Genomic DNA, 19329 nt, shown 5'->3' with positions numbered 1-19329 from the left:
CCCTCCTCACGGTTCGCAGCTGACGGCTGGCGTTCTGAGTGGCACGGTCATCTTGCAGCAAGGGAAGTAGCCGCCCTTGTCGCGGTCGGACTGCCTGTAGAAGCAGAGCCCGACATTGACGGTGTCGCCCGGATAATGGCCGGTGATGTTGATCGTGTAGGGCGCGTCGGGCGCATGCGACATGGGTGAGGTTACCCCGACGCCTGGCGTCCTGGACGAAGCCTTGATCGAATCGCCGCCGAAGCCGGCATGGTCATGGAGATAGAGATCGGCCTCGAGGCCGGAGGGCGTGCAGAAATACTGGACGTCTTCCACATCGAGACATGGAGGCAGATCACCGGGCGGTGGGAAGTCCGGCGGATAGAACGGTGGCAGATAGCCGCCCGGAATCTCCTCATAATAGCCGGCACGGCCCTCGCAGGGGCGCCAGACCTCGACGTCGCCGACATGGCCTTCCACCTCTGGGTCTTCGAAATAGCCGTCGAAGTCGACGAACCACGAGCCGAAGGGCGGCACGTTGGCTGGCTTGACCAGCGGCGTCGGCGTGATCTGCACGCCGTGCACGGCGGATGGCCCGCCGGTGGCGAGCTGTTCGGCCAATGCCGGATTGTCGCGCAACTTGTCGCCGGTGTTGACCAGCGTGTCGGCGCAGGAGCGGGTGTCGAGATTGCCGTCCGCGTCATAGCCATATTGCAGGTCCAGACCGCCGGCCGACTGCCGGTTGCCTTGCGGGAAGCCGACCGCATATTCCTGCGGCGCTTCCACCCAGACCGATTCCGTCGAGGGATCGTCCGGGTTCTCGCGCCAGTAGCGGATGACTTCGCCTTTGCCGGAATCGGCGAACTGGCTGTAGTCGTAGCGGTTTTCCACCGGACCGCGCTGCGCCAGGTACATGAAGCCCTGGTTGTCGAAGGCGATGTCGGTGACGGCGTAGTCCTTGTCGGCCTTGACCGTCAGCTCCCAGCGCGGATCGCCGGCGAAGCTGCCGTCGCGGGCAATGCCCACCGACCAGATCTCGGCCTTTTCGCCGACCGAGTAGTAAACCCGGCCACCATGATAGGCGACGGACCAGACGCGGCGTTCGTCCTGCGTATAGCCCCAGCTGTCGGGGTCTTCGCTGTCGAAGGCAGCCCCCTGGATATCCATCACCGCGCCGTCGTCGGCGACGGGGGCGAGCCCGTGCGCCGGGCGCCCGGCAACGCCGTGGTCGAAGCTGTCGATCAGCGCGCCGTTGGCGTCGATGCGATGGATGAGGCCGGTGTCGAGGTCGCTGGCGAAGAACTGGCGGTGGATGGCGTCGAAGCTGATGTCGCCGATGCCGGGACCGCTGTTGGTGTCGATGTCGGAGAATTTGGACACGGCGCCGGTGATGCCGTCGATCTTCCAGATCGTGCCGGGACCGCCGCCGTTCTCGATGCCGAACTGGCCGTCCATGAAGGTGGCACCCGCCGTGCCGCGGCGTTGGCGTTCCGGCCGTCCGTCGGAGTCTTCATCAGGCGTGACGATGCGGATGCCGTGCAGCGACGTGGCACCGGCATAGAGGTTCGGAATGCCCGAGGGAACGCCGTCGCGCACGCCGTCGTCATAGGCAAGGGCGAACACCTGGCCGATCTGCTCGGCCGTCACCTCGAAGGGCGGCGGCGTGTAGACGAGCTGGCCCGAGGCCGGTCCACCCAGCCCTGAAACGTCGAAAACGCGCAAGGTTGCGCGCGTGGTGTCGATGAAGGTTTCGTCGACCGGATCGACACCGGGCGGCAGGCCTTCCTCGAAGCCGGGAATGATGGTGCCGGAAAATCCGGTCACCGCCATCGAACCGGGATAGATGATCTGGGTTTCCTGCGCTTGGGCAGGGCTGCCCAGCCACAGGCCGGCGGTCAGCGCCAATGCCAGCAAAGCGCTGGCGGTTTGCCTTGCGCGGCGCAAACGGCCAGCGCGAGAGGGCACGAACGAGCCGTGATCGCGAGACATGACATTCCCCCCACAGGATACGGGAGAAACGTCCGGTCTCGCCGCGCGAATCAGGGCAAGGCGCGGCGTTCCGTCACGTTCGTCCCTGATCGAATTGTCTGCTTTCCTCCTGGTCACGATACGCTGGCTCTTACGCAGGGTCAACGGAATCAGCGGAAAGCCCAGCGCATCGACTCCGTCCCTAAGGCGGTGGTCGCGCTGAGCTTCTGTTGTTCCCGGAGACCATGGAGCCTCTGGGTGTCTGGTCATGGCGGGCTTTCCTTTCCGGGCCGCACCATGCGGCACCTCACGTCAGTCGCGGACGGAGGCGGAAAGGTTCATTGGCCGAGACGAAGGCTCGTGCGTTGGTCGCTCAGTTGGATCGAAGTGACTGACGGCAAGGCGCCGTCATTGCGGATCGGCGCAAATGGCGAAGGCTTCACCATATCCAGTCGCCCCTGCCCAGCGCCGACACCGCATCGACGATGCCGGTGAAGCTTGCGCGAGCCCGGCCGACAGTGTGCCGGGCCCTGAGATAGCCATGCACCAGCCCCGGCTCCTCGAACCAGAAGGCCCGCCCGCCGGCGGCAAGGATGCGGTCGCGATAGGCTTCGCCGTCGGACGACAGCGGGTCGCATTCGGCGGTGATCAGCACGGTCGGCGGCAAGTTGGCGAAATCGGCGTCGGCGAGCGGCGACAGGGTGATGTCGCCGGTCCGATCCACGCCGCCGGTGCGGACATGCTTGTAGTATTCGATATCGCGCACCGTCAGCATCGGCGCCTCGGCATGCGTCACGTAGGAACCCTTCGAACGGTCGCCGAAAAGGCCCGCATAGATCAGCACCTGGCCGATCGGTTTTCTAGCGTGGCCGCGCGTCGCATGGCTGACGGTGGCGCAGAGATTGCCGCCGGCGCTGTCACCGCACAGCAGGACTGGGCAGTTGTAAGTCTTGGCGGCCCATTCGAAGGCGCCCAATACATCATCGAAGGCGGCGGGGTGAAGATGCTCCGGCGCCAGCCGATAGTCGACAGAGACCACCTCGTAGCCGGTGCGGGCACAAAGTTCGGCGCAGACATCGTCATGGCTGTCCAGCCCGCCAAGAATGAAGCCGCCGCCGTGGGCATAGAGCACCATAGCGGCCGGGTTCGGCGTCGCGTTGCGGTAGATGCGGATCGGGATGTCGTGAGTGGGCGCTGCGATGACGGTGGTTTCAGCCGTCACGCCTCGCGGATAGCCGGCAAAGAATTCCCAGCACATGCGGTCATAGATCGCACGCTGCTCGGCGATCGTGTAGTCGATCGTATCGGGCGGATAATGGGAATTGGTGCGCTCGATGAAGGCCCAGGTCTCGGCGTCGATGAGGGTTTTGTAGTCGGTCATGGCTGCTGAACGGACTGCGTCCTACCTGCCCTTCCACACCGGGTCGCGTTTTTCGGCAAAAGCGCGAAAACCTTCCATGCCGTCCTCGGAACCGTAGAGGGCATCGACGGTCGGCAGCTGGCGGCGCGTCACCTTGTTCATCGCCTCCTGGAAGGTCAGCGCCTCGGCAACACGCGCCGTTTCCTTGATCGCGGCAAACACCAGCGGCGGGCCGCTGGCGAGCAGGCGGGCGATCTCCCAGACGCGGTCCTCGAGCTTTTCCTTGGGCAGCACTTCGTTGACCAGGCCCCAGCGATGCGCCTCGGCGACATCCATCCAGCGGCCGGTGAGCAGAAGATCCATGGCGACATGATAGGGAATGCGCTTCGGCAGCTTGATCGTTGCTGCATCGGCCAGCGTGCCGGCGCGGATTTCGGGCAGGGCGAAGGAGGAATGGTCCGAGGCGTAGATGAGGTCGCAGGACAGCGCCAGCTCGAAGCCTCCGCCGACCGCCATGCCGTTGACGCAGGCGATGACCGGCTTGTTGAGGTCACGCAATTCCTGCAGGCCGGCAAAGCCGCCGACGCCATAGTCGCCGTCGACAGCATCGCCGCCGGCAGCGGCCTTGAGATCCCAGCCGGCGCAGAAGAACTTGTCGCCGGCGGTCTTCACGATCGCCACGCGCAACTCAGGATCGTCGCGGAATGCCTTGAACGTCTCGCCCATCAGCCGCGATGTCTTGAGGTCGATGGCATTGGCCTTCGGCCGATCGAGCGTGACTTCGAGGATCGTGCCCTCGCGGCGGGTCGAAATGACGTCAGCCATTCTTCTTTTCTCCAAGCACCAGCAGAGCGTCGGCGATCCAGGCGCCCTTGCCTTCGGCGCAGACGATCAGTGGGTTGATGTCGAGTTCCTCGATCTCGCCGGCATTCTGCTGCACGAAGGCTGCGATGCCCGATATCGCCTCGATGGCCGCAGCGACATCGGCCTTCGGCCGGCCGCGATAGCCTTCGAGCAGCGGGTAGAGTTTCAGGCTGCGCAACGCGGCCTCGATGTCGTCGCGCGTCGCCGGCAGCATCAACGTCACGCTGTCGCGCAGCAGCTCGACCAGAACGCCGCCGGTGCCCAGCGTCATCACCGCGCCGAACATCGGGTCGCGGGTGAAGCCGACGATCAGTTCGGCAACGCCGTCGCGCACCATGCGCTCGACATAGAGGCCGGTGCCCAGCGGGCCGAGATCATGAGCGGCGGTGCTGACGGATTCGGCATCCTTGAGGTTGAGCAACACGGCGCCCATCTCGGATTTGTGGGTGACGCCCAAAGCCTTCAGCGCCACGGGGAAGCCGAGCGCCATGGACGAGATCACCGCCTCGACGGCATTGCCGGCACGCTCGCCTTTCGGCACCGGCAATCCGGCCTCGATCAGTCGCGCCTTGGCTTCGGCCTCGTCGGGCGTGACATGGCCGCCTACCGGCGCGCCCGATGCCGAGGTGTCGATCGGCTGCGCCTGCGGCTCGCGCCAGGCCCAGCCGATGAAGGCGGCCGCCTGGGCGGCGTCCATCGCCTCGGAAATGCCGAACAATGGCACCATGCCGCGCGCCATCAGGCCTGCCGTGTACTCTTCAGGCAGGTTTTCCGGCAGCGACGAGACGATCGCGCCTTGCGCCTTGTTGGTCTTGAGCGCCGATTCGAAAGCGCGCAAGGTTGCCCACCAATCGGTATCCGAGCAGCGGTCCGGGCGCGGGAAATCGAGCACCAGCATGTTAAGGTCGAAGCCGCCCGACACCATGGCGGTGAAGGTGGCGGTCATCGCCGGCTCGTTGTTCCAGATGAAGGTGTGGTAGTCGAGCGGGTTGGCGACCGCGACCAACGGCCCGAGCGTCGATTTGACATGGGCGCGGTGCTTGTGGGTGAGCTCCGGGAAATTGACCCAGCGCCCTTCCGCGCTGTCGGCCATCACGGACGCCTCGCCACCCGAACAGCTCATCGACGACAGCCGGTAACCAGGCAACGGGCCGGTGACGTGCAGCAGCTTCAGCGCCTCGATGAAGGCGGGGATGGAATCGACGCGAGCGATGCCCAGCCGCTTCAGGAACGCGCCCGAGGCGGCGTCCGAGCCGGCCAGCGAAGCGGTGTGCGAGACGGTCGCCTGCCTGGCCTGCTCGGAGCGGCCGACCTTCATGGCGATGATCGGCTTTTTCAACTCGCGGGCGCGCGCTGCCAGTCTTTCGAAGCCGGCTACCGAATCGAAGGCCTCGATATGCAGCCCGAGCGAGGTGACGCGCTCGTCCTCGATCAGGCCAAGCGCCATTTCGGACAGGCCCGTCTGCGCCTGGTTGCCGGCGGTCATCAGGAAGGCGATCGGCAGGCCGCGCTTCTGCATCGTCATGTTGATGGCGATGTTGGACGACTGGGTGATGATAGCGACGCCTCGGCCGCCCTCGGCCAGCCTGATGCCGCCATGCTGGTCGGGCCACAAAAGCGCACCGTCGGCATAGTTGATCAGGCCGTAGCAGTTCGGGCCGATGATCGGCATTTCGCCTGCGGCGGCGACCAGCTCGGCCTGCAGACGCTCGCCATCCTCGTCATAGGCTTCCGTCTCGAGGAAGCCGGCGGCAAAGCAGACGGCGCCGCCGGCGCCACGCTCGGCGAGTGCCTTGACCACCTCGATGGAAAGATGCCGGTTGACGCCGACAAAGGCGGCATCGGGTGCACCCGGAAGATCGGCGACCGAACGATAGGCCTTGCGTCCGGCGACCTCGTCCTTGGTCGGGTGCACCGGCCAGATCTCGCCGGCAAAGCCCATCTTGATCGACTGGGCGACCACGGCGGCAGCCTGCGCCCCGCCGAATACGGCAACCGATTTTGGGCGCAGGAGACGTTCGAGTTTATGCATGGTCATCTTTTCGTTTGAGCTCGATCTTTTCCAATAACCGGAATCCGGCTTTGGCGATCATGCTCTAAGCCCCGAACGGACGCAGCAGCGCCCGCGAAATAATATGTCGCTGAATCTCCGAAGTGCCTTCCCAGATGCGCTCGACGCGGGCGTCGCGCCAGATGCGCTCCAGCGGTAGGTCGTCCATCAGGCCCATGCCGCCATGGATCTGGATCGCCTCATCGGCGACGAAAGCGAGCATCTCGGTGGCCTTCAGCTTGGCCATGGCCATGTCCTGGTCGGTGACGGTGCCCTGATCGTACTTCCAGCCGGCTTCGAACACCATCAGGTCGGCGGCCTTCAATTCGGTCGCCATGTCGGCGAGCTTGAACGACACGCCCTGGAATTTGCCGATCTGCTGACCGAATTGCTGGCGCTGGGCGGCATATTCGACGGCATGGCCAAGCGCACGCTCGGCGCGGCCGAGACAGGTGGCGCCGACCTGCAGGCGGGTGGCGCCGAGCCAGGAATTGGCGACATCGAAGCCCTTGTGCACCTCGCCGAGCACCTGGCTCGCCGGCAAGCGGCAGTCGTCGAATTCCAGGATGGCGTTGGTGTAGCCGCGATGCGAGACGTTGCGGTAGCCGTCGCGCACCGTAAAACCCTTGGTGCCCTTGTCGACGAAGAAGGCGGTGATCTTCTTGCGTTTTCCACGCGAAGACTCTTCCTCTCCCGAAGCCATGAAGACGATGGCGAAGTCGGCGAGGTCGGCGTGGCTGATGAAATGCTTGGTGCCGTTCAGCACCCAGTCGTCGCCGTCCTGCACGGCGGTCGCCTTCATGCCACGCAGGTCGGAGCCGGCGCCCGGCTCCGTCATCGCCAGGCAGTCCCACTTCTCGCCGCGGATGCATGGGAACAGATATTTTTCGCGCTGCTCCGGCGTACCGGCCAGAAGAATGTTGGAAGGACGCGCCACGCAGGTCCAGTGGAGCGCGTAGTTGGCGCGGCCGAGTTCCTTTTCGTAGAGCAGCCAGGTCACCGTATCCAGCCCGGCGCCACCGACTTCCGTTGGCATGTTGGCGGCATAGAGCCCGGCCTCGATCGCCTTGACCTTGATCTCCTCGATCAGCTCGCGGCGCAGCACGCCGGTGCGCTCCACCTCTTGCTCATGCGGGTAAAGCTCGTTTTCGACGAACGCGCGCGTCGTCTCGACGATGAGTTTTTGCTCCTCCGACAGACCGAAGTCCATGGTCTCAGCCCTTCTTCTTTTTCTTCGGCTTTTCGGTTTTCTTCACCGGCTTGCTCGCCTTGGCCTTTTCGGCGGCCTTGGAGGCGGTCGGCTTCTTCGCTGCCAGCTTGGCCAGCTGCCTAGTGTAGTCCTTGTGCAAGGCGCCGGCACCCCAGCCCTTGCCCTTGTTCTGCTTCGACAGCGCTTCCATGATGGCGACCAGATTGTCGTCGCGGATCTTTTCCAGCTCGCGGATCGACAGCCCGTGCGCCTGGTCGTCCGACTGGGTGGCGATCAGGTCGACCAGTTCGTCGTTGAACTCCGGCACGTCCATCAGCTTGGTCCACGGCCATTGCAGGCAGGGTCCGAACTGCGCCATAAAGTGGCGCATGCCGGCCTCGCCGCCGGCGACGCGGTAGACCTGGAACATGCCCATCTGCGCCCAGCGCAGGCCGAAGCCATAGCGCATGATGTCGTCGAGTTCCTCGACGGTGCAAATGCCGTCCTTGATCAGCCACAGCGCTTCGCGCCAGGCCGCTTCGAGCAGGCGGTCGCCGACGAAGGCCTCGATCTCCTTACGGATCACCACCGGCTTCATGCCGATCGAGGCATAGATCTCCCTGGCGACCTCGATCGCCTCGGGGAAGGTCTGCTCGCCGCCGACGATCTCGACGATCGGCAAGAGGTAGACCGGATTGAACGGATGGCCGACGACCAGCCTCTCCGGATGCTTCTTCATCGCCACCTGCATGTCGGTCGGCTTGATGCCGGAGGTCGAGGAGCCGACGATGGCATTGGCGGGTGCATGGGCGTCGATCTCGGCCAGCACGCGGTGCTTGAGGTCGAGCCTTTCCGGCACGCTTTCCTGGATGAAGTCAGCGTCGGAAACCGCTTCGGCGATGGTCTTGGCGTAAGTGAGCTTGCCTTCCTTGGGCAGGCCGCCGGGCAGCATCTGCTTGTAGGCGCGCCGCGCGCCCTTCATCACTTCGCCGACCTTGCGGGAGGCTTCTGGATCGGGATCGAAGATCGACACGTCAATGCCGTTCAAGAGCAGCCGCGCCACCCAGCCGGCGCCGATGACACCGCCGCCAATGGCGGCCGCCTTGTTGATGATACTCATGCGGAGGCTCCGGTTCTTGTGTTCGCCATGTCTGGATCGATGAGGGGCACGCGCTCGCCGGCGCGGATGACCAATGGGTCGTAGGCCTTGCGGGCAAAGACTTCGAGCACGAAAGGTCGGAAGAAATCCATCGGCAGCGTCTCGTAGTCGGGGTCGAAGCTTGACTGGTCCCAGCGCTCGCAGAATTGGTCGCAATCGTCGAAGTAGGCGTGCCCGGCGAAGCGGTCGCGCGCGTGAGGATTGCCGCCGAGATGATGGGCGTAATAGAGGCGCTGGAAATCGCCGTGCTTTTCCACCACCCAGGTGCATTGCTCGCGTACGAAGGGTTTTAGGATCGCAGCCGCATATTCGTCGTGGTTGTAGGGCGCGTAGATGTCGCCGATGTCGTGCAGCAGGGCGCAGGCTATCCAGTCCGTGTCGGCGCCGTCACGCCAGGCGCGGGTGGCCGCCTGCAGCGAATGGCCGAGCCGGGTGATCTTGTAGCCGGACAGGCCCTCGTCGAGCTGCACCAGTGCATCGAGCAGCCGCTCGCCGGTCCTGGCAGCGTAGTCGATCTCATGCGTGGTCAGGAACTCATAGTCTTCCCTGTCGCCATCCTTCATCGCGGTGAATTTGACGGTAGTCATCTCGACACCCTCCAAACTACGCGGCGATCGGCGCCCGTTTGGTCAGGTTGAGCTTCTGGCGCGCTTCTTCCGGCCCGAGGATCCTAGCGCCGAGATTGGTGACGATGCTGGCGGCACGCTCGACCAGTTGCGCATTGGTCGCCAGCACGCCCTTGTCGAGCCACAGATTGTCCTCCAACCCGACGCGGACATTGCCGCCGGCCAGCACCGCGGCGGCAGCATAAGCCATCTGGTTGCGGCCGATCGAGAAGGCCGACCAGTTCCAGGTCGACGGCACGTTGTTGACCATGGCCATGAAGGTGTTGAGGTCGTCGGGCGCCCCCCACGGCACGCCCATGCAGAGCTGAACCAGCGCGTCGGGCTTCAGCACCTCTTCCTCGACCAATTGCTTGGCGAACCACAGATGGCCGGTGTCGAAGGCCTCGATCTCCGGCTTGACGCCGAGCGCCGTCATCATGCCGCCCATGGCGCGCAGCATACCTGGCGTGTTGGTCATGACATAGTCGGCTTCGGCGAAATTCATCGTGCCGCAATCCAGCGTGCAGATCTCCGGCAGGCACTGACGCACATGTTCGACGCGGTTGGTGGCGCCGCCCATGTCGGTGCCTTTTTCATTCAGCGGCAGCGGCGCCTCGGGCGACCCGAACACCATGTCGCCGCCCATGCCGGCGGTCAGGTTTAGCACCACGTCGACGTTCGCGTCGCGGATGCGCTCGGTGACTTCGCGATAGAGATGCACGTCGCGCCTAGGCTTGCCGGTCTCGGGATCGCGGACATGGCAGTGGACGATCGCCGCACCGGCCTTGGCCGCGTCGATCGCCGAATCGGCGATCTGCTTGGGCGAACGCGGCACATGCGGGCTGCGGTCCTGCGAGCCGCCGGACCCGGTCACGGCACAGGTAATGAAGACCTCACGGTTCATTGCGAGCGGCATGAAATTTCCTCCCAATCGAAACAGACGACAACATTGCGCTACTTGTCGGAAACTGTTTTGCGTTTTACGAAGGGGATATGATCAAAAGCGAAAAATCTGAAATCTTTCGCGCCGAGCGTTCACCGCTCAAGGTGACGCTGCTGGTGTTTTCAGGCTCGTCGATCATGTGCGTGGCCTCGGCCATCGATCCGCTGCGCGCCGCCAACCGCATCGCCGGCGAGACACTGTTCGACTTCAAACTGGTTTCGGTGACCGGTGAGGCGCCGGTCACCACTTGCGGCCTGCCGGTTGCGGTCAGCGGCCGCTTCGATGCCAACGAAGTCACCGACGTGCTTATCGTGGTCGCCGGTTTCGGCACGCAGAACTATGCCACGTCGGCGCTGCTTGCCGGCCTGCGCCGCGCGGCGCGTGCTGCGCGAGCCTGCGGCGGCGTCGAGGCGGGCACCTGGCTGGTCGCACGCGCCGGCCTGCTGGAAGGGCGCAGCGCCACCACCCATTGGGAAGACATGGAGGATTTTTCGTCGGCCTTTCCCGGCGTCGACGTGCGCCCCGACCGCTACGTTATCGACGGTCCCGTCTTCACCTCGGGCGGCGCCTCGCCGACCTTCGACCTGATGCTGCATTTGATTCGCACGCGGCTCGGCATGGCGGTGGCGCTCGATGTCGCCAGCGTGTTCATCTACGACCAGGCACGCGCCGCCACCGACGCGCAGCCGCTGGTCTCGCTTGGCCGCCTTGACGGCTATGATCCCAGGCTGGCGCAAGCCATCCGGCTGATGGAAGCGCATGTCGACCAGCCGCTGACCACCGCCGCGGTGGCCAAGCGCGCCGGGGTGACGGCGCGGACGCTGGAAAGCATTTTTCGCAAGTCGATCGGCGAGACGCCGGGCGCCTATTACCTCAGGCTCAGGCTGGGTGCCGCACGCCGGCTGGTGGTCGATACGCGCGTCGCCATGGCAGACATCGCCGGGCGGACGGGGTTTTCGTCCGCCGCAGCGTTTTCCAGAGCGTTTTCAAGAGCTTTCGGCGAAGCGCCGGTCAGGCTGCGCCGGGGATAGTGCGTGTCGCCCAAAAGTGTGTAGCGGTTTTGGGACAACGACATGCATGGAACAAAGATTCCAAAGCGCGGAGCGCTTTGGTGGCTCAAGCAGCGTTTTGACGATCGCTGCCGTTGTCGATCTGCGAGCGCATCTGTCTCGCCAGACGGACTTCGAATCGGCTGCTGACAGCGCGATCCCATTCGTTCTTCACATCGTCGGTAGGTCTCGGCAACGCCATCAGCCGATCGATGATCGATCCGGTCTCGCCGGACGAGAGTAGGGCGTCGATTTCGCGTTCGTGCTGCATATCGGTTCGCCTCCTTCTTCTTCACCCGCCACAGGAGCCATCCTTATACGAGATCCGTGACGGCTGTTTGAAGGCAAGAGCGAGGCGATTGAGGGGCGATGCGGGGCAGAACCGTGTCGTCGGTCCCGCCCATCGCGCAAAGCCGTTCCGGGGCAGCAATGCTTGGCCGCCCCTGGAAAGGGTATGGACGAAATTTCGCGCTCAGACGTAGCGGTTGACGATATTCTCGAGCAGTTCCTGGCGGCCCGAGCGCGGCTGCGGCTCGATCTTCTTCTTCACCACACGCTCGGCGATCTCCTCCAGCGTGCGTTTGCCCGACAGCATCGCCTTGGCCTCGGCCGAATTCCAGCCGGCATAGCGTTCGGCCAGCGGTCCCGACAGCGCCTTGTCCTCGACCATGCGGGCGGCGGCCTTGAGCCCGCGTGCACAAGAATCCATGCCACCGATATGGCCGATCAGCAGGTCCTGCGGATCGAGCGACTGGCGGCGCAGCTTGGCGTCGAAATTGGTGCCGCCGGTCTTGAAGCCGCCGGCCAGCAAGACCTGGTAGAAGGCCAGCGCCATTTCCGGGACATTGTTGGGGAACTGGTCGGTGTCCCAGCCCGACTGGTAGTCGTTGCGGTTCATATCGATCGAGCCGAAGATGCCCAACGCATTGGCCAGCGCCAGTTCGTGCTCGAAGGAATGGCCAGCCAGGATGGCGTGGCCCTGCTCGACGTTGAGCTTGACCTCCTTCTCCAGCCCGAAGCGCTTGAGGAAGCCGTACACCGTCGCGACATCGTAGTCGTACTGGTGCTTTGTCGGCTCCTGCGGCTTCGGCTCGATCAGGATGGTGCCCTTGAAGCCGATCTTGTGCTTGTAGTCGACGACGAGGCTGAGGAAGCGGCCAGCCTGTTCCTGCTCGCGGCCAAGGTCGGTGTTGAGCAACGTCTCGTAGCCCTCACGTCCGCCCCACAGCACGTAGTTCTCGCCCTTCAGCCGCTTGGTGACGTCGATGCAGCTTTTCACCGTCGCCGCCGCATAGGCAAAGACATCGGGATCGGGATTGGTGGCCGCACCCGACATGAAGCGGCGGTGCGAGAACAGGTTGGCGGTGCCCCACAGCAGCTTGACGCCGGTCTGCTTCATCTTTCCCGCAAAATAGTCGGCGATCTCGTCGAGGCGCGCGGCGCTTTCCGAAAAATCTTTGCCCTCCGGCCGGACATCGGCGTCGTGGAAGCAGAAATAGGGGGCGCCAAGCAGCGAGAACATCTCGAATGCGACGTCCGCCTTGAGCTTGGCCAACTCCATCGTGTCGATGCCGCCGGCCTTGGCGAACCAGGGACGGTCGAAGGTCTGGCCGCCAAAGGGATCGCCGCCCTGCCAGGCGAAGGAATGCCAGTAGGCCACGGCGAAGCGCAGATGGTCTTCCAGCCGCTTGCCGGCCACCACCTCGTCGGGATTGTAGAACCGGTAGGCCAGCGGATTGGTCGAATCCGGTCCCTCATACTTGATCCTCTGGATGTCGCCGAAAAATCCGCTGCTCATGATTTTTGTCCTCTCGATAGTTCGCCCTGATTACCTCAGGCGTAATTGGTTTCGTTCTTCCGCTGGTCGAAAAGGCTGGTGTCAAAGCCACTCAACGAAGGAGACAGACCATGACCGACCTCAACACGATCGCCCAAAACTACATCACCGCCTGGAACGAGAGCGATGCCGTCCGCCGGCAGGCTCTGCTGGAAGCGACCTTCACCGAGGATGTCAGCTACCGTGATCCGATCATGCAAGGCGACGGCCACGACGGTGTCGCCGCACTCATCGACGGCATGCAGCAGCGCTTTGCCGGCTTCCGCTTCTCGCTGAAGGGCAAACCGGACGGGTTTGGCGACACGATCCGTTTCTCGTGGAACCTCGGGCCGGAAGGCACCGAATCCGTGATCGAAGGCACCGACATCGGCGTCATCGACAACGGCCGCCTGAAGAGCGTCACCGGTTTCCTCGACAAGGTGCCGGCGCAGTGAGCCGCGATGCCACGGCCTGGGCGAAAGCCCGCTCATGCCGTGGCGCCCTTGATCGCCGGGTAAAGCGACCGGTAGCGGTGATAAGCGTCTGCATAGGCGCCGATCAGCGCCGTATCCGGTTCGATCGTGGCGTCGGTGGCCGGCGCAGTGCAGACGGCAAGCGGATCGGCGCCGGCCGCGGCGATCAGCCCGAGCCGGGCCGCACCGAAGGCGGCGCCGAAATCGCCTTCGGCAGGAATGTCAACCGGCACCTGCAGCGCGGTGGCGATCGCCTTCAACCAGTAGCGCGAGCGCGAACCGCCGCCGATCGCCGTCACCCGCGTCAAGGTCGTGCCGGCCTTTTTCAACGCTTCGAGACTGTCGCGGAAAGCGAAGGCGACGCCTTCGAGCACCGCCTGGGTCAGCACGGCGCGGCTGGACTCATGCGCCAGCCCGGTGAACGCGCCGCGAATGGCGGAATCATTGTGTGGCGTGCGTTCGCCCGAGAGATAGGGCAGGAAAGACACGCCTTTCGGCGCCTTGAGCGTATCGCCAAGCTCGGCAGTCAGTTCGCCAGCGCCCTTGCCCGTGATCTCCGACAGCCAGTTGAGCGAATCGGTGGCCGAGAGGATGACGCCCATCTGGTGCCAAGTATTCGGCAAGGCATGGCAGAACGTGTGCACCGCGCTTGCCGGATTGGGTAGGTAGGAGGCGTTGGCAGCAAACAGCACGCCCGACGTGCCGAGCGAGACGAAGGCGTGGCCGGCTCCCACCGTGCCCATGCCGCAGGCCGAGGCCGCATTGTCGCCGGCGCCGCCGGCGATCGGGATGCCTGATGACACACCCCATTTCGAGGCCAGTTCGGCGCGCAGGCCGCCGGCTTTCGCAGTGCCTTCGACCAGCGACGGCATCTGCTTCTCGTCGAGCGAGGTCGCGGCGAGAAGGTCGGCGGACCAGCACCGCTTGCCGACATCCAGCCAGGAGGTGCCGGCCGAATCCGACATTTCGGAAATATGCTCGCCGGTCAGCCAGTGCCGCAGAAAGTCCTTGGGCAAAAGCACCTTCGCCACCTTGGCGAAAACATCGGGCTCGTTGTTCTTCACCCAGGCGAGTTTCGGCGCGGTGAAGCCGGGGAAGACGATGTTGCCGGTGAGCTCGCGAAAGCGTGGATCGGCATCGAGCGCGGCCGCTTCGGCGTGGCTGCGCGTGTCGTTCCACAGGATGCAAGGGCGCAGCACCTTGTCTGCGGCATCGAGCAAAGTGGCGCCATGCATCTGGCCGGAGAGGCCGATGCCCTTGAGCGCGGCAAGCTCCTTTGGATGCGACGCCTTCAGCTCGGCGATCGCCGTCTCGCAGGAACCGATCCAGTCGGCCGGATCCTGCTCGGACCAGCCGGGATGCGGCCGCGACACGTCGAGCGAACCATGGCCGGAGCCGATGACGTTCTGACCTGCATCGATCAACAGCGCCTTGACGCCCGACGTGCCCAGATCGAGGCCGAGATACATGCTTCCCTCCCACTGCCATTATTTTTTTCGGGTCTCGAAAAAATCTGGCTTGGCCAGTTTTTAAGGCAAGATTCGCCGCCGGTCAATTCTCGGACAATTCGGCGGCGCGTTGCGAAAACAATGCCGAGAGCGGACTGTCCGGCCGCGCCAGCGTGCGTTCCGCCGTTAGCGCCCGCGACAGGGCATGGTCGCCGGAACGCAGCGCCGCCTCGATCAAAGTGAGATCGATAGCGTCGCGCTGCGCGTGGCTGCCGCCGAAGCGTTGAGCGATGGCGCGAATCGGCCGGATCAGGCGTACCGTCTCGGCATAGTTGCCGTCGCCGAAGGCCTTGATGGCGAGCGTCAGGGGATGGCCGACATCCCGGGTGAAGGCAGCATTGTCGTCGTTGCCGCGCATCGCCTCGCGCTGCGCTTCGAGTAGGGTTTTGGCCGGCGCTTCGAGGCCGGCGCCGACGAAGGCCATCATCGCATGCGCATCGTTGAAGGCGTAATTGCCGGCGCCGGCCTTGGGCCAGTTGGCGGCAAGGGCTGCCCAGCGGTCGCCGACATCGGCGCCGCCGAGATAGAGCCGCCACAGGATCGCCGAGGCATCGACCATGTTGAGCGCCAGCGTCGACGGCGTGCCGTAGATCGGCCCGTCATAGAGCGCCAGCACCTCGTCGGTCTCGCCGAGATCGTAGTGGAACAGCGACAGATGCCACCAATTGTGCACCTGCAGGAAGCTGTCCTTCGTCCACGCCTCCGGGTTGGCGCGCATCCAGGCGATGCCGTCTCTTTGCCGGCTCTGCATTTCCATGACATGGGCAACGGCGTGCTGCGCCCAGCCGTCGCGCGGCTCGATGTCGACCGCCGTGCGGCCAAGCTTTTCGGCGCGCGCATAGTCGCCCATCTCCTCCAGCCCGAAGGCCTGCATGCCGAGGACGGCGTGGTAGCCGGGCATGTCCTTTTGCCAGAAGGGCAGCGCGCGGCCGATGCGGTCGCGCAGCATGCGGGCATTGCCGGTGAAGAAATCGATCTGGTGCCCGGTCTGCAGCGCCACCATGTCGAGCGGAAAGTCGATGGCGATGTCCTCGAGCGTTCGCGAGGCCTCATGCCAGCGGCCGGCGGCGAGATGACCGAGGGCCGCGACATGCGCCTGCTCGCGCGGCGTCGCAGCAAGCGGCAGCGCAGCCTCGTGACAAGCCTTGGCCACCAGGCTTGCCGCCCGCTCAGTGGCGAGGCCGAAGAGATAGCCCTTGAAGACATGCGCCATGACGAAATCGGGGTTTTCGGCGATGGCGCGGTCGGCTGAGGCGACGGGATCGCCAATGAAGCACTGCAGTTCGCGCACGGCCTGGGCGTAGGGCGCGAAACCGGCCCCCGTCGCACCCGACAATGTCAGGCCGAATGCGTCCTTGACCGCCATGCCTTGCCCTCCATCAGATGCCGAGGCCAGCCTATCTTAGGCCAACAAAAGCTGGCACGCCAACCCTGGGCCCAGGCCCCATCGAGCAAGCAAAATCAGGCAGGGCAGGCGAATTCTTCCGCCTCAATTACCCGAGCGCACCGCCATGGTGGCGATGCCGGCGCCGACCAGCAGCGTGCCACCGGTGCGGTTGAAGATGCGGATCGCTTTGGGATTGCGCACGACATTGCGTGCCCTGGCCGCGATCAGCGCATAGCCGAAGGCATTGGCGAAGGCGAGCGCCAGGAAGGTCGTCTCGAAGACCAGCATCTGCGTCCAGAAATCCGCGTGCCGGTCGAGGAACTGCGGCAGGAAGGCGACGAAGAAGGTGATGCTCTTGGGGTTGAGCGCTGTTACCAGCCAGGCATGCGCCATCATTTTCGCCGAGGACACCACGTCGGTGCGCGGCTCGGCCTTGAGCGCGCCGCCGGCGCGGAACAGTTTTACGCCCAGATAGATCAGGTAGCAGGCGCCGATCACCTTCAGCACCGTGAAAACGGTGGCCGATGCCGCCAGCAGCGCGCCGATGCCCAGCATCGACAACGTCATGGCGGTGAAATCGCCCAGCGCCACGCCGACCGCCATCGGCAACGCCGTGCGCCAGCCCTGGCCCAGCGCATAGGACACGACCAAAAGGATGGTCGGGCCCGGAATGACGAGAAGGATGGTGGAGGCGGCGGCGAAGGCGGCCCAGTTTTCGAAGGACATCGGTGTCTCCTTGAGCGCAAAGAAAAGGATAAATCCTTGGGCGCGCAAAAATGTAAAGAGGCTTCTTCGAAATCCCGAGGCGGGCCGTTTCGCCTTGCCCGCGCGGGTGACAGCCGAACAGGGTTAAGACCAAAGTCCGGCTCTTCACGCTTTTTCAACCATGATTGGCGAAACTGGCCCTATCCGGCCGGACCGTGTTTCCGCCGACAGCGTAGGGTTTGGGTGCATGCGTAAGCCGCAAAATCTGACGCCGCCAGTGAATGGCGACGCGATCGAAGCCGACAATCTGCTTTCCCGCCGCGCGGTGCTTTCAGGCGCCGGCGCCATGGCGCTGCTCGGCATGGCCGGCTGCAGCCAGACGCTCGACCTGCCGCAGCTGCAGCTCGACGACACCACCACCGGCTCGGTGCGGCCAATCCGTCCCGCGATCAGCGTCGACAAGAACATCACCGGCCCGGACGTGATGTACGCCTCGCTCACCGATGGCGGATTCGAAGTGCCGGCAGTGCCCTATCAGAAGGTCAAGGCGGAATTTCGCCGCCAGATCGTCGTCGACAAGACCGGCGAGGCGCCCGGCACCATCGTCGTGCACCTGCAGGAGCGCATGCTCTATCTGGTGCAGCCCGGCGGCGAGGCGATCCGCTACGGCGTCGGAATCGGCAAGGACGGCTTCCGCTGGTCCGGCCGCGCCAACATCCAGTACGGAAAGGAATGGCCGGTCTGGACGCCGCCGCCTGAAATGATCGCGCGCAAGCCGGAGCTGGTGAAATGGCAGGGCGGCCAGCCCGGCGGCCTCACCAACCCGCTCGGTGCAAGGGCGCTCTACATCTACCAGGACGGCAAGGATACCGGCTACCGCATCCACGGCTCGCCCGAATGGTGGAGCATCGGCCAGGCGATGTCGTCGGGCTGCGTGCGCCTGATCAACCAGGACATCATCGACCTCTACAGCCGCGTTTCCAAGAAGAACCCGGTCGTCGTCGTCTGATCGTTCGACGGCTGCTCGCAGCCGTTTGACTCTCCCGTTGCGTGATGCCGCAAGACAGGCGAATGTGCCTGCGAAGCCACCATCGGGAGAATTGAAGAATGTCAGGAACGTTTGTGATCGCGCAGGGCGGCGGACCGACCGCTGTCATCAACCAGACCATGGTTGGTGCAGCACTGGAGATCCGCAAGCGGCATCCCGGCGCCAAGGTGCTGGGCTCGATCCACGGCGTGCGCGGCATTCGTGACGGCAACTATGCCGACCTCTCGGCCATCTCCGAGGAACAGCTCAGGCTGATCGCGGCGACGCCGAGTGCGGCACTGGGCTCGACGCGTGACAAGCCAGACGCGGCCTATTGCGAGGTCATCCTCAACGGCCTGAAGAAGGCCGGAGCCGACGCCTTCATCTATATCGGAGGCAATGACACGTCCGGCACGCAGCAGATCCTGACCGACGCCGCCGGCGGCACGATGGCCTTCGTGCACGCGCCGAAAACCATCGACAACGATCTCGAGGAGAACGACCACACGCCGGGTTTCATCTCGGCGGCCGAGTTCGTTGCCGGGGCCTTCCTCTCGGTCGATCTCGATTTCCGCGCCTTGCCCGGCATCTATGTCGGCATCGTCATGGGCCGGCACGCCGGCTTCCTCACCGCAGCCGCGGCCGCATGGCAGACCCCGACAGCGGCCCGCATCTCGTCTACGTGCCGGAGCGGCCGTTCTCGGCCGCCGGCTTCATCGACGACGTGCGCGCCGCGCTCGACCGCCACAAGCGCTGCATCGTCGCCGTATCCGAAGGCGTCAGCACCGCCGACGGCAAGGCACTGGTCGAAAGCCTGGTGCCACCGGAGAAGCTTGAGCGCGATGCCCATGGCAACGTCAAGCTGTCGGGCAGCGACCTGCCGGCAGCGCTGGAACGGGCGTTGGCCGAGGGACTGCCTGGCAAGCGCGCACGTGTCGATGCACTCGGCTATATGCCGCGCGGCTATGTCGGCGCGATCAGCGCCGTTGACGCCAAGGAGGCCTTCGATGCCGGCGCCTTCGCCGTTGCCGTCGCCGAGGAGGGTGGGGGCTCGGTGGCTCTGCAATATGACGGCACGAAGACCGTGCTGAAGAAGGTGCCGCTGAAAAACGTCGCCGGCAAGACGCGCCACATGCCCGACGATTTCATGAAGCCCGATGTCAACCAACTGTCCGAGGCCGGCATGGCCTATCTCAGGCGGCTGGTGCCGGAAAAATACAAGGTCGGAAAGCCCTTCGTCTGATGGC

Annotated in this window: 16 protein-coding genes and 1 pseudogene; 4 read left to right on the top strand and 13 right to left on the bottom strand. The window is 64.6% G+C overall.

The genetic code is table 11. The features are described from left to right. Window positions 1-6 precede the first annotated feature (6 nt). The 8 genes from AC04SI_RS00790 to bcoG all read right to left on the bottom strand — a co-directional run bounded on the left by AC04SI_RS00790 (window position 7) and on the right by bcoG (window position 10090). Window positions 7-1968 carry a hypothetical protein gene (locus AC04SI_RS00790; RefSeq protein WP_488473790.1) on the bottom strand — a complete coding sequence of 654 codons (1962 nt, stop codon included), beginning with the start codon at window positions 1966-1968 and terminating at the stop codon, window positions 7-9. Window positions 1969-2386: 418 nt separating this feature from the next. After that, on the bottom strand, window positions 2387-3328 hold the full coding sequence (locus AC04SI_RS00785) for an alpha/beta hydrolase (protein WP_488473789.1): 942 nt from the start codon (window positions 3326-3328) through the stop codon (window positions 2387-2389). A gap of 21 nt (window positions 3329-3349) precedes the next feature. Beyond that, the gene (locus AC04SI_RS00780; protein WP_120011890.1) at window positions 3350-4132 is read right to left on the bottom strand and encodes a carnitinyl-CoA dehydratase; all 783 of its coding nucleotides are present in this window, start codon (window positions 4130-4132) and stop codon (window positions 3350-3352) included. Next, the gene (locus tag AC04SI_RS00775) at window positions 4125-6203 is read right to left on the bottom strand and encodes an acetate--CoA ligase family protein (protein WP_404274882.1); all 2079 of its coding nucleotides are present in this window, start codon (window positions 6201-6203) and stop codon (window positions 4125-4127) included. Before AC04SI_RS00775 ends, AC04SI_RS00780 begins: the two co-directional genes overlap by 8 nt. 64 nt (window positions 6204-6267) lie before the next feature. Next, complete coding sequence (locus AC04SI_RS00770; RefSeq protein ID WP_404274880.1) at window positions 6268-7431, bottom strand: acyl-CoA dehydrogenase family protein; 1164 nt, start codon at window positions 7429-7431, stop codon at window positions 6268-6270. A gap of 4 nt (window positions 7432-7435) precedes the next feature. Then, window positions 7436-8530, bottom strand: coding sequence for a carnitine 3-dehydrogenase (locus AC04SI_RS00765; protein ID WP_404274878.1), 1095 nt, complete (start codon window positions 8528-8530; stop codon window positions 7436-7438). Continuing rightward, on the bottom strand, window positions 8527-9156 hold the full coding sequence (locus AC04SI_RS00760; RefSeq protein WP_488473788.1) for an HD domain-containing protein: 630 nt from the start codon (window positions 9154-9156) through the stop codon (window positions 8527-8529). The genes AC04SI_RS00765 and AC04SI_RS00760 overlap by 4 nt, the downstream gene beginning before the upstream one ends. Window positions 9157-9172: 16 nt before the next feature. Then, window positions 9173-10090 carry a 3-dehydrocarnitine:acetyl-CoA trimethylamine transferase BcoG gene (gene bcoG / locus AC04SI_RS00755; protein ID WP_404274875.1) on the bottom strand — a complete coding sequence of 306 codons (918 nt, stop codon included), beginning with the start codon at window positions 10088-10090 and terminating at the stop codon, window positions 9173-9175. 77 nt (window positions 10091-10167) lie between these two features. Here bcoG and AC04SI_RS00750 point away from each other — a divergent pair, with 77 nt between their 5' ends. Beyond that, on the top strand, window positions 10168-11148 hold the full coding sequence (locus AC04SI_RS00750) for a GlxA family transcriptional regulator (protein WP_404274873.1): 981 nt from the start codon (window positions 10168-10170) through the stop codon (window positions 11146-11148). Window positions 11149-11233: 85 nt separating this feature from the next. Here AC04SI_RS00750 and AC04SI_RS00745 read toward each other — a convergent pair whose 3' ends face one another. Both AC04SI_RS00745 and xylA read right to left on the bottom strand, forming a co-directional pair. After that, the gene (locus AC04SI_RS00745) at window positions 11234-11437 is read right to left on the bottom strand and encodes a hypothetical protein (RefSeq protein WP_006202320.1); all 204 of its coding nucleotides are present in this window, start codon (window positions 11435-11437) and stop codon (window positions 11234-11236) included. Between the two features lie 201 nt (window positions 11438-11638). Then, entirely contained in the window at window positions 11639-12964 is a 1326-nt protein-coding gene (gene xylA / locus AC04SI_RS00740; protein WP_404274871.1) for a xylose isomerase, read from the bottom strand. Between the two features lie 110 nt (window positions 12965-13074). Here xylA and AC04SI_RS00735 point away from each other — a divergent pair, with 110 nt between their 5' ends. Then, the gene (locus tag AC04SI_RS00735) at window positions 13075-13437 is read left to right on the top strand and encodes a nuclear transport factor 2 family protein (protein WP_404274869.1); all 363 of its coding nucleotides are present in this window, start codon (window positions 13075-13077) and stop codon (window positions 13435-13437) included. A 32-nt stretch (window positions 13438-13469) separates the two neighbouring features. On the opposite strand, the gene xylB is transcribed toward AC04SI_RS00735, so the two are convergent. From xylB to AC04SI_RS00720, 3 genes are all read right to left on the bottom strand, one after another. Continuing rightward, on the bottom strand, window positions 13470-14924 hold the full coding sequence (gene xylB, locus AC04SI_RS00730) for a xylulokinase (RefSeq protein ID WP_404274867.1): 1455 nt from the start codon (window positions 14922-14924) through the stop codon (window positions 13470-13472). Window positions 14925-15006: 82 nt separating this feature from the next. Continuing rightward, window positions 15007-16329 (bottom strand): tetratricopeptide repeat protein, encoded by a 1323-nt coding sequence (locus AC04SI_RS00725; RefSeq protein ID WP_404274865.1) that lies wholly within the window; start codon window positions 16327-16329, stop codon window positions 15007-15009. A 123-nt stretch (window positions 16330-16452) separates the two neighbouring features. Further along, window positions 16453-17076, bottom strand: coding sequence for a LysE family translocator (locus AC04SI_RS00720; RefSeq protein ID WP_404274863.1), 624 nt, complete (start codon window positions 17074-17076; stop codon window positions 16453-16455). Window positions 17077-17401: 325 nt separating this feature from the next. Between AC04SI_RS00720 and AC04SI_RS00715 the strand changes: the two genes are divergently transcribed. Then, a complete protein-coding gene (locus tag AC04SI_RS00715; protein ID WP_404275352.1) occupies window positions 17402-18064 on the top strand; it encodes a L,D-transpeptidase in 663 nt (220 codons plus the stop codon). A gap of 98 nt (window positions 18065-18162) precedes the next feature. Then, window positions 18163-19325 (top strand): annotated as a pseudogene (locus AC04SI_RS00710) (diphosphate--fructose-6-phosphate 1-phosphotransferase). The last annotated feature ends 4 nt before the right edge of the window (window positions 19326-19329 follow it).

The organism is Mesorhizobium sp. CNPSo 4689 (genome assembly GCF_057784325.1).
This window is presented reverse-complemented; position numbering and strand designations above follow the sequence as displayed.